We start from the raw sequence: 11525 nt of genomic DNA on the forward strand, positions 1-11525 counted from the left end.
GTGCGAGGCCTCAGGCTGCCTTGTGGGAAGCGGACGGGTAGGACCCGGCGAACGCCGCGCCCTGATCCGCCAGCAGCGGCTGGTCGCCTGCCGCAGCGACGATCACGGTGACGACATGGTCGCCCTCGACCGCAATCGGAAAGCTTCCATCGGTTTCCGCGCCGTCCACGGTCGTCGCCGCGACTGCGCCGCGCCGCACCTCGATTCGCCAGGTCGCCGCGCCGAGGCGCAGGACAGCCTCGAAGCCGTTCCAGGCTGGCGGGAGGCTGGGGCGAACGAGGACGCGATCGCCCATGCGCCGGATTCCGAGAATGCCTTCCACCGCCGCGCGGTAGAGCCAGCCGGCCGAGCCCGTGTACCAGGTCCAGCCACCGCGTCCGTCCTGCCCCGGTCCGGAATGGACGTCCGCCGCGACCACATAGGGCTCGACGCGATAGCGTTCCGCCGCCTGCGCGTCGAGCGCGTGGTTGATCGGGTTGAGCATCGAAAAGAGGCGATACGCATCCTCAGACTGTCCGAGTTCCGTAAGGGCCAGAACCAGCCAGGCGGCGGCATGGGTGTACTGGCCGCCGTTCTCACGCACGCCGGGGGGATAGGCGCGAATGTAGCCGGGGTCTCGAGTCGTCTCGGCAAAAGGCGGCGAGAACAGCCGCGCCACCTGGGCCTGCGGGTCGACCAGTTCGCGCATCGCCGAGGCGACCGCCATGCGGCCACGCTCCTCCGTCGCGCCACCCGACAGCACCGCCCAGGACTGCGCGATGGAATCGATCCGGCATTCGTCCGACTGGCTGGAACCGAGTGGCGTGCCGTCGTCGTCGATCGCCCGGCGATACCACTCCCCGTCCCAGCCATGCGTTTCCAGCGCCGACTGCAGGCGGTCGGCATGGGCAAGCCAGTCCCGGGCGCGCCCGGGATCCGATTCGGCGACCATCGGCGCGAAATCGCGCAGCGTCTTCAGCAGAAACCAGCCGAGCCAGATGCTCTCGCCCCGGCCTGCCTCGCCGACGCGGTTCATGCCGTCGTTCCAGTCGCCGCCGAGCATCAGCGGCAGGCCCGACGCCCCGGTGCGCGCGACCGCGAGATCGAGGGCGCGGATGCAATGCTCGCGCAGGGTCACGCGTTCGGACGAGATGCCCGGCCGGAAGAAGGCGTCATGCTCGTGCGGCTTCAGCGTGGCTCCTTCGACGAAGGGCGTCGTCTCCTCGAGGATGGAGGCGTCGCCCGTCACCTCGACATAGCGGGAAACGGCATGGGCGAGCCACACCACGTCGTCGGCGATCCGCGTTCGCACCCCGGGCCCGTCCGGCAGCCACCAGTGCTGGACGTCGCCTTCGGGAAACTGCCGTGACGCGGCGCTGAGGATCTGCGCCCTGGCGAGCGACGGATCGTGAAGCAGCAGCGCCAGCGTGTCCTGCAGCTGGTCGCGGAATCCGTAGGCGCCGCTCGCCTGGTAGAAGGCGGCGCGCGCGCGCACCCGGCAGGCGAGAACCTGATAGGCGAGCCAGTGGTTGACGATGTGGTCGAATGCGGGATCGGGGGTGGCCACCGACAGGGTCCGTCCGAAGCCGTCCCACTCGGCCCGAACCCGGCGCTCGCGATCCTGGGGCGCGATCTGGCGGTGACGGCGCACGAGGTCGAGCACCTCGCCCCGGGAACCGGCATCGCCCAGCATGAACGACACCTGCCGGGTCTCGCCCGGCGCCACCACGATGTCCCGCGCGATCACGGCGCAGGGATCGCCGACGGCTTCGACCCGGCCTGCGGGCCTGTCGCCGCAGAGCACCATGGCCGGGGAGCGGACGTCGCCGCGACCGAGGAATTCGGCGCGGTCGCAGCCCATCGCGACGTCGGCGACATCCGCGCACAGGAACGACACCCGGTCGGCGTGGTCGATACTGTAGGGGTTGCGCGCGGTGAGAATGCCCTCGTCGCGCTCGCAGCCGGGAAGAACCGTCGCGGACGTTCGGGACCGGCTGTCGCCGAGCACCCACTCGGCATAGGCATAGACGCGCAGCCGGGCCGGCTCCGACCCGCCATTGGCAATCGTCAGGGTCGACACCTTGACCGGATCGGCAGGGTCGACCAGCTGGGTCAGTTCGACGTCGAGCTGACCCCGCCGACGGCAGAACCGTGACAGGCCCTGCGTGTGGCGCGCGACGTAGGTCGCCTGCGGATCGCGCAAGACGCTCGCGGTCGGCGCAAATGCCTGCCCGGTGTCGCGATCGACGATGTAGAACCCCTCGCCGGGGCGATCCGTGACGGGATCGTTCGACCACGGCGTCAGCTGGAAGTCCCGGCTGTTGCGGCTCCAGGTGGCGGACGCGCCCTCGGCGGAAACCTGGAAGCCGAAGGCCGCGTTGGCCACCACGTTGATCCAGGGCTGCGGCGTCCACCGGTCGCCGTCCAGATGCACCACGTAGTCGCGGCCGTCCTCGTCGAAACCGCCGAAGCCGTTCCAGAAGTCGAGCGTGTCGGACAGGGTCGAGCGCTGGTCGGCGGCGGCCTGGTCCGGCGCGACTTCCGTCCAAGGCGCGACGGGAGGCAGCGCCCGGCGCTGCCGCGCCTGCTCCATCGTGAGGGTTTCGGCGCGCTCTAGTTGCTGGAAGATCGTTCCGTTGCGGGCGTTCAGCAGCACCCGTGCGGCCGCGACGATGGTCCGGAACGTCTCCGGCTCCAGTCGGTCGGCGCGCAGAGCGAAGATGTGATGGCCCGGTCCATGGGCGTCCTGGCGCAGGCGTTCGGCCGAGCAGAGGCGTTCGAGCTGCTGCTGGAAATCCTGGGCGTAGCTCGGCAGTTCCTCGTTGAGCACGACGAGATCGAAAACGACCCCGCGTGCGCGCAGGTAGCCATGCAGCCGCAATGCGGTCGCAACGGCCTCGAAATCGTCCGGACCCGTGACGCGCAGCACCACGATCGGATGATCGCCGGAAATGGAAGCGGGCCAGAGAAACGCCTGCGATCCCAGCCCCTGCGACACGACGTCGGGTGCGGCTCGCAAGGCGGAACCGGCGAAGTGCAGAAAACCGGCGAGCCTGTGCGCGCCCGCCGCCTCGACGAGGGTCAAGCCGTGATGGCGGGTCTGGATCTGGGAACGGGTCCAGGCATGCGCCGCCTCCCGGTCGAAAGCCTGAGCATCGACAAGCCGTTCGACCAGGGCATCCGTCTCGGCGCGCGTCGGCGCGACGACGGTCCAGAAGGTGACGACCGTCCTTTTGCCCGCCGGCACCCTGACGCGGCAGCGCAACGCCGCCACCGGATCGAGAACGAAACCGGCGCCCCCCGCGAGCGTCGCTCCCGGCCTCATGGCGGCCGGATCGGCGATGTCGCGGCCACGACCGATGAAGGCGCGGCGGTCGGTCTCGGCCTGATGGTCGAGAACGATGCCCGGTTCGGCGGTGACGACATGCGCCAGAACCGGCGCCGGCTCGCCCGGCGAGCGCGGATTGCGCATCGCGTAGAGCCGGCTCCGGTCGGCCGCGATCTCGGTGCGCACGAACATCTTCGCGAAAGCCGGGTGGCTCCTGTCGCCCGCGGCGTCCCCCAGCACGATCTCGGCAAAGGACGTCAGGTCCATGACCTTGTCCTCCAGCCCCTCGTTGACGAGCGTCACCCGGCGGGCCTCGCCGTCGCCCTCGCCGAGAACGATGACATCGACCTCCGACCGCAGCGTGCCGATCCATTTCCGGAACGTCGCCCGATCATCGGCGAGGATCGTCTCCGCACGCTCGGCCGGATGGGCCTTGGGCGCGCCGGTTGCCGACCACCAGTCGCCGCTGGCGACATCGGTCAAAAGCACGAAGCTGCCTGAACGATCCTCCGAGGGATCGCCTGCCCAACGCGTCACGGTCACGTCGCCGGAGCGGCTGTATCCGGTTCCTTGCGCGGTGACGAAGACGCCGTAGCGCCCGTTCGACAGGACCGAGCCGGAATGCGGGGCATTCGCCGGGACCTCGAAACGGCGGATGTCGGCGCTGCGTCCTGCGGTCGCCGCCTTGATGCGGGTCGGCCCCTCTTCCTCGCGGCCGACCACGTTGACGATCTGCCGCGGCGCCTTTTCCTGAAGCAGGAGTTCGGCGGCCTCGATCAGGGGGTCGGCGTGAAAGCGGTCACGCATGCGGCCGTTCAGGATGGCGTTGCCGATGGCGACGATCGACATGCCCTGGTGATGGGCCATGTAATTGCGCACCAGCACGTGGGTCTTGCCGGCCGGCAGGCGTTCGGGCGTGAAGTCGACGGCATCGATGTAGCCATAGGCGCCGAGCGCCCCGAGCCGGCGCAGTTCGCGCAGGTTCGCGGCGGCCGTGGATGGCTCGAACTGGGCCGCCAGGAAGCTCGCATAGGGCGCCACGACCATGTTCTCGGCCAAGCCCCGCTTCAGGCCGAGCCCCGGCACGCCGAAGGCCTGGTACTGGTAATTCATGTCCTGGTCGCGGGCGCTGTAGGCCGCTTCCGAAATGCCCCAGGGCAGATCATGGGCCCGCCCGTAGGCGATGTGCCTCCGGATCGCGAGATTGCTCGACTGGTTCAGCAGGCCGCCGAGCGGCTCCTTCATGACCAGCGGCGGCATCAGGTACTCGAACATCGAGCCCGACCAGGAGACGAGCGCGCCGCGGAACGCGATCTCGGTCAGCGGGCGACCGAGCCTGAACCAGTGTTCGGTCGGCAGGTCGCCCTTGGCGATGCCGAACAGGCTGGTGAGCCGCGCTTCCGAGGCCAGCAGATCGTAGCAGGCTTCGTCGAGCTCGTCCTCGTCGACCCGGTAGCCGATCGACAAAAGCTTCCGGTCCTTGCGCAGCAGGAAGGAGAAATCCATCTCCAGCGCGAAGCGGCGCGCGCGCTCCGCCGTCCCCAGCATCGCCTTGCGCAGGTCGGCGATGCCCATGTCGTCGAGTTCGACGTCGGCGACGTGCGCCGCGCAGGTGTCTTCCAGCGCGATTGCCCAATCCAGGAGGTGACGGCTCTTCGACGTCGCCGTTTCCGCATGCAGTGCCGATGCGAGCTTGCGGATCTCGGCGGCCACGACCGGCAGGGTGACGACCGCCATGGACGCGGTCGCCGGCTCCGCGAGGATCGCGTCCACCGAGCGGCGCATGCCGTCCAGCCGGTCGATCAGCCGCTGGCGCAGGGCGCGCAGCGAGCGGCGATCGTCGGGCATGTCGGCCAGGGCTTCTTCCAGGACGCCGGTCACGTCGGAGATTCCGCCGAAATCGCCATGGAGATGAATCGCTGGTGCCTCGGCCCAGGCGCGGTAGGCGGCGGCCAGCGTCAGGAGATGGCCGGCAAGGTTGCCGCTGTCGACACTCGAGACGTATCGCGGCGCGAGGGGCGCCAGGCTGCGCGTATCGTACCAGTTGAACAGATGTCCGCGATGGCGCGGCAGGCGTTCGAGAACGGCAAGCGTCCGCTCGCCGCGCTCGACCGCTTCCGCCAGGCTGATCCAGCCGAAGTCGCGGGCCGCGATCACCGACAGGAAATACATGCCGACATTGGTCGGCGAGGTGCGCGCGGCGACCACCGGGCTCGGCGCTTCCTGAAAATTGTCGGGCGGCAGCATGTTGTGTTCCGCCGTGACGAAGGTCTCGAAGTACCGCCATGTTCGCCGCGCCGCGATCCGCAACTCGGTCCGCACCTCGTCCTTCATGGCCAGCCGTTCTTCGCTCGCAAGCGGCCTGCTCACGGCCCAGGCGATGACCGGCGAGGACAGCCACAACAGGCCGAAGGCGACGGCGAGCCAGTCGGTGGGCGCGCCCCAGGCCAGGAGGGCCGGCAGCAGGGCGAGCGCCACGACGGGCACCACGCCCCACATCTCCAGGAGGTGCGACAGGAGACCGCCCTTGGCGGCGCGGGCGGTGTGCGAGGCCGTGCGCCACTCCAGCAGACGGCGGCGGCTGACGCTCATGCGGTAGAGCGTGCGCAGGATGGCGTCGGCCATCGAACTGGCGATGTGCGCCGAAAACGCCACCGACAGCACGACCTGCCCGGTGGCCGCGACGAAGTCGCCGCCGGCGGCCCGGACATGCCCGCGATAGGACGTCTGGCGGGGCCGCACGATGAGCGCGCGGATCACCTCCACGGTGGGGGCGAAGAACAGGCAGACCATCAGCACCGCCTGCCACAGCAGCGCCTCGCGCAGCGGCAGCACGGCCCAGCCGGCCGACGATGCCGCGATCCAGGCGATCGGCATCAGCGAGCGGCGCAGATTGTCGATCATCTTCCAGCGCGACAGCCCCGGAACGCCCGAGGACGGCGAAAACAGCAGCGGCAGCAATTGCCAGTCGCCACGGGTCCAGCGGTGGTGACGCGCCGCGTCCACCGTGTAGCGGGTCGGGTAATCCTCGACGAGTTCGACATCGCTGGCGAAACCGGCATTCGCCCAAGCGCCCTCGAGCAGGTCGTGGCTCAGGACCGTTCCTTCCTCGATACGGCCTTCCAGCACCGCGCGCATGGCGTCGACCTGGTAGAGGCCCTTGCCGGTGAAGCTCCCGCTCCCGAAGACGTCCTGGTAGACGTTCGAAACCGCGAAGACATAGGGGTCCATGCCCCGATTGGCCGAAAACACGCGCTGGAACAGCGAGGCCTCGTCGCCGGTCGTCAGCGAGGGCGTGACGCGCGGCTGCAGGATGGCATGGCCGGAAACGACGCGACGGCGGGCAGCGTCGATGACCGGGCGGTTCAGCGGGTGCTGCATCTTGCCAACCAGGCGGCGCACCGCGTCGCGCGTCATCCGCGTATCCGAGTCGAGCGTCATGACGAAGCGCACGTCCATCGGCAGGCGGGGATCATGCGCGAGATAGGTCGTGTGGGCATCGCCGCGCAACAGGGCGTTCAGTTCCTCGAGCTTGCCGCGCTTGCGCTCCCAGCCCATCCAGCAGCCCTCGCCTGCGCTCCAGACCCGGCGCCGGTGCAGCAGGAAGAAGCGGGGCGCGCCCTCGCGCGGATGCTTGCGGTTCAGGTCGTCCACCCGCGCACGCGCCAGGTCGAGCAGTTCAGCGTCGCCCTCTGCCTGTTCGACCGATGCGTCGGGCCAGTCCGACAGGATGGCGAAGTGAATCTCGCCCTCCATGTTCGACAGATAGTGAACCTCGAGGTTGCGCACCGCCTCGTCGACTTCGTCGCGCGTGCCGATGAGGGTGGGCACCACCACGAGTGTCCGCGCATCGGCGGGCACGCCGGCCTTGTACTCGTAGCCGACGAGGCTGCGCGGCGGCGCCAGGAGCGCAGCCAGCGCATTGAACAGGCCGAGCGCCGCCTCGCTTGCGGGAAAGGCAAAGAACAACAGAAGCAGCACGATGGCGCCGGTGCCGAGGCCGAGCCGTTCGAGGCCGGCAGCCGCAGCGATCGTCAGGATCGCCATCACCAGCAGCACCGGCACGCCGATCCCGGCCCATCCGGTCGTCCGGTAGAAGGATCGGAACCGCTGCCCGAGCGGCGAGCCGACGCCGAAAGCCTTTTCGAGCACCGGCCTGTCGTCGCCGACGAGAAGCTGGCCGACATCGCCGTTGCCGCCGGCCTGGCCGCGCTCGGCCGCCAGCGTCACGGCCTTGGCCGCCACGTCGGCCTCCGAGACGCGGGCGCGCTTGGAGAGCCCCTCGACCGCCTTGCGATACTGGTCGCGCGAGGCGAAATCGAGCGCGGCGAAGTCGGTCCCGTCGCGCAGGATGGCGTCGACCGCGCTCAGCCCCTCGAACCACAGCGTCCAGTCGATGTCGTTGACGCGGCGCAGGCCCCGGATCGTGACGCCGGCCATGGCGTTGCCCGCCGACAGACGTTGCTGCTCGAGGAACGCGGCCTGCTCCGGGTCCGTGCCCAGGCGTTCGAGTTCGACGCGAAGCCATTCCAGCGCGGAGCCGGCATTGCGCGCGCCATCGCGCAGGCGAAAGACGATCTGGCTGGCGAAGGCGGTGTCGCGCAGATTGTCTCGGCGGAACGCAAGCTGCGCGATGGCGTCGGAACCGGGATCGCCCGCCTGCCGATCGGCAAGCTCGTTGGCGATCTTGCGCTCCCGGTAGCTCCGATAGGTGTCGGTGGCGACGCGGTCGAGATTGATCAGAAGCACGTAGCGAAGCAGCGACGGAAGCGCCCAGAGTTCGCCGATCATCAGCGGCTGGACCGACTGGTAGCCGCGTACGAAAGCTTCGAAGCGCGCCGCGCCGATCACGCCGTCGCCGTGGTTGGCGAAGGCCCAGGCGATCGCCAGGGCTCGTGGCGCGGCCTTTCCGTCTGCGAGATCGAGCTGCGGAAGCTCGCGATAGAAGCGCTTGGGAAGGTCACGCCGGACCTGGCGGACCGCATCTTCCACGACATAGGCGTTGTCGAGCAACCATTGCGCCGCCGGCGGTAACTGCTCGTCGTCCGCCCGCGCCTTGTTCATCACCGTCACCACGGCATGGATGCGCTTGGCGGCGGCCAGGGTTTCGGTTCCCACGTCGATGATCCGCGGCGGCGGAAACAGCGCGTTATCGCCCCGTGCCGTCTCGGCGCCGATGCGCTCGAGTTCAAGGTCGTCGCGGGACGGCAGGCGACGGTTTGGAAGCCCATCGCCGATGTCGTCGGCGCGAGCGTCTGAAAGACGAACCGTATCGGTCCGAATGGTCATGGATGAGGATTCCGTATGAATGGCATCGGCTCCAGCCAGAGTTGGACCGACGCAAACGACTCCTACCGCAGTTCGTTGCACTGCAGTATCGGGAGGCTCGACACTAATTATTTCAATCTGCTAGAAGACGTGCAGCGCAATATGACGAGCCGGCTTCCCGCAATGCGTGTGCCCAGGACCTTGCCAGGGGATCGCCATCGGCCTGCCGAGATTCGGCCGCAATCCGGGAGCAATGACCGCGAACTTTTCCTCGATCCGCCCGCAATTGTTCAATCGTTCAAACGGAGACAAACATGAAATTGCATCTCGCCGCGTCCGCGGCCCTCATCGCTGCCACCGCCTCCTTCGCCCACGCGGCCGACGCGCCGCTCTACCGTGACGCGGGACCGTCCGGCGGCGTCCGGATCGGCGTGCTCGACTGCCAGATCGGCGGCGGCATCGGCTACGTGCTCGGTTCGGCGAAGGAACTCGACTGCGTCTTCAAGCCGAGCGGTCGTGGAGTGAGCGACAACTATGCCGGCACGATCCGCAAGCTCGGCGTCGATCTCGGCTTCACCACGCGTGGACGTCTGGTCTGGGCCGTGTTCGCGCCCACCGCGGGCTACCATTCCGGTTCGCTGGGCGGCCGCTATCGCGGGGCCACGGTGGAAGCGACGGCCGGCGTCGGCGTCGGCGCGAACGTGATGGTCGGCGGCACGACCGGCTCCGTCCACCTCCAGCTGGTCAGCGTGACCGGCCAGACCGGCCTGAACCTCGCCGCGACGGGAACCTCGGTAACGCTGACGGCCGCGAACTGAGGCCACACAGGTTCGGCTGGCGATGCGACCCGGTCATCCCGCGTTCCTCGCCAGCCATTCGCGCCACTGCTTCTCGTCGCCGCGAAACACGTTCAGATCGATCCGGCCATTGACGCCCTGCGACAGGCCTGATCCCGAATACTGCCAGAACACCCAGTTGCGCTGCGGATAGACCTTCGAGGGGTGTTCGGCCACCGCCCGCACCCAGAAGGGATAGTCGGTGAATTCGCCCTGCAGGTTTTCCTTGTAGAAATCCGGCGTCGCGTAGATCACCGGCCTCTGGCCGTAATGCTTTTCCACCCGCTCCATGAAGACGCGCATCTTGTTGACCACGGTCTTGCGATCGGGGCGCTTCTTGCACGCCGACAGATGGTTCCATTCGACGTCGAGAACCGGCGGCAGCGCACCCTTCACTTTCGGCACGTTGCGGATGAACCAGTCGGCCTGGGAGGCCGCGTCCCGACACCAGTAGAAGAAATGGTAGGCGCCGCGCGGCACGCCGGCCTTGGCGGCTTCGTCCCAGTTGGTCCGGAACATCGGGTCGAGATGGTCGCCGCCGTCCGTCGCCTTGATCCAGACGAAGTTCGCGCCCTGCGAGCGCAGCGTCGACCAGTCGATCTTGCCCTGCCAACGCGACACGTCCACGCCATGAACGGCGTGGTCACGCGGCGTCCTCGGCCCGAAATTGATGGGATGGGCATCGCGAAAGCGCTGCGGCTTGACCACCTTGTCCTTGAAGGCATTCAACGCTGGCGACGGGATCGGCGCCGACAGGAGCGCCGTCTGCACGGGCGGTTCGACCGTCTCCTCGAAGGTCAGCACCTCGGCCACCGGCGATGCCTGCGGCTCGGACACGGGGGCCTGCGGCTTCGAGATCGAACTCGTCACCTCGTTGGACGGTCTTGGGACGAGATCCTCGAATCCGGTCCTCGACGAGCACCCCGCGAGGAGCGACAGCGTCAGGAGAAGGGTCGCGGGCAAGGAGTTACGCAACATACGCATACACACGGCTGACTGAACACACGGCGACCAACGCGGCCGAGCCTTCCAGCGAAGTGAACAGACAATTACCAACAAAGTCTGAATCCGAATGATTCGGAGCCACGATTCGCGTCCCCGATGACAATTCCGGTCATCACCGCTGCGTGAACGGTCCCCTCGCCCGCGTTCCGTCCCCCGTTAACCCCATCGCAGGCACCCCGCCTCCATCCTGTCGGTGGAAACCGAAGGCAGACATCTCTTGGACCCCGTCATCGATCTGAAAAAGGCGAGGCGCGACCGTGACCGCCTCAGGCAGCCGTCGCCGCAAGCCGGCAAGGCACGAACGATCCTGATCCGTGTCGTGATCGCCGTCGCGGTGATCGTCGCGCTCGCGATCGCAGCCAACTGGCGCTCGCTCTGGCCGGCATCGTCCCCGGGCGACGGGCTCGTCGGCCTCTACCTCCCGTCCCAAACCATGCGCGGCGAGGCGGCGGCCACCGCGCCGGTCGTTTCCGTCGCCGCCCGCCGCTTCCCGATCTGCGGGTCGGGCGCGCGCATCGACTGCGTCGTCGACGGCGACACGATCTGGCTCGGCGGCACCAAGATCCGGCTGGCCGACATCAACACGCCGGAGGTGTCGAGCCCGCAATGTGCGGCCGAACGGCGGCTCGGCGAACGCGCGACGCTGCGGCTGCAGGCCCTGCTCAACGACGGCCCGTTCGAGCTGCGCGCCGCGGGGCGCGACGAGGACCGCTACGGCCGCAAGCTGCGCACCCTGCATCGCGGCGGCCAGTCGCTCGGCGACGTTCTCGTGGCGGAAGGTCTCGCGCACCCCTGGAACGGCCGCCGGGAGAGCTGGTGCGGCTGACAGCCTCCGGCCCGGACAGTCGCACGCCAGACCCGCCGTCCGGTGGGTGAGCCTCGAAAGACGCACCATGGCACCGTGCGCCCCGCCGATGCCGTTGCCCTTGCTGGACATCCCGCACCACCACCGCCAACGAAATCAACCGCTTCCACGAATTTCACCCGCTTTCCATCCACGCCCCGAGGCGCCCACTCCACAATGGCGGCTGGTTTTCGGAGGCACGCGCATGGACGAGGGAGGGCTGGACGATCGGACGCTGAGGCGCATCATCGCGCTGCTCGTCTCG

5 protein-coding genes are annotated in these 11525 nt (G+C 68.5%); 3 read left to right on the top strand and 2 right to left on the bottom strand.

Annotation, left to right across the window (positions count from 1 at the left end; translation table 11 throughout):
* Nucleotides 1-10: 10 nt before the first annotated feature.
* Complete coding sequence (locus EJC49_RS06255; protein ID WP_126698609.1) at nt 11-8596, bottom strand: glycoside hydrolase family 94 protein; 8586 nt, start codon at nt 8594-8596, stop codon at nt 11-13.
* Nucleotides 8597-8889: 293 nt separating this feature from the next.
* Here EJC49_RS06255 and EJC49_RS06260 point away from each other — a divergent pair, with 293 nt between their 5' ends.
* On the top strand, nt 8890-9393 hold the full coding sequence (locus EJC49_RS06260) for a DUF992 domain-containing protein (protein ID WP_126698610.1): 504 nt from the start codon (nt 8890-8892) through the stop codon (nt 9391-9393).
* A 33-nt stretch (nt 9394-9426) separates the two neighbouring features.
* On the opposite strand, the gene EJC49_RS06265 is transcribed toward EJC49_RS06260, so the two are convergent.
* Nucleotides 9427-10389: a glycoside hydrolase family 25 protein gene (locus EJC49_RS06265; RefSeq protein ID WP_126698611.1), complete on the bottom strand. Its 963-nt coding sequence runs from the start codon at nt 10387-10389 to the stop codon at nt 9427-9429.
* 244 nt (nt 10390-10633) lie between these two features.
* Here EJC49_RS06265 and EJC49_RS26035 point away from each other — a divergent pair, with 244 nt between their 5' ends.
* Nucleotides 10634-11242: a thermonuclease family protein gene (locus EJC49_RS26035; protein WP_245453292.1), complete on the top strand. Its 609-nt coding sequence runs from the start codon at nt 10634-10636 to the stop codon at nt 11240-11242.
* A 100-nt stretch (nt 11243-11342) separates the two neighbouring features.
* Nucleotides 11343-11525 (top strand): hypothetical protein (locus EJC49_RS25940; protein ID WP_210211757.1); only part of this gene is annotated, 183 nt, incomplete at its 3' end.

It is taken from the genome of Aquibium carbonis (assembly GCF_003970795.1).
GTDB classification, from domain to species: domain Bacteria; phylum Pseudomonadota; class Alphaproteobacteria; order Rhizobiales; family Rhizobiaceae; genus Aquibium; species Aquibium carbonis.

Coding starts and splice junctions, on each gene's coding strand:
- EJC49_RS06265 (WP_126698611.1), bottom strand. CDS start 10,389: ATGTTGCGTAACTCCTTGCCCGCGACCCTTCTCCTGACGCTGTCGCTC.
- EJC49_RS06255 (WP_126698609.1), bottom strand. CDS start 8,596: ATGACCATTCGGACCGATACGGTTCGTCTTTCAGACGCTCGCGCCGAC.
- EJC49_RS06260 (WP_126698610.1), top strand. CDS start 8,890: ATGAAATTGCATCTCGCCGCGTCCGCGGCCCTCATCGCTGCCACCGCC.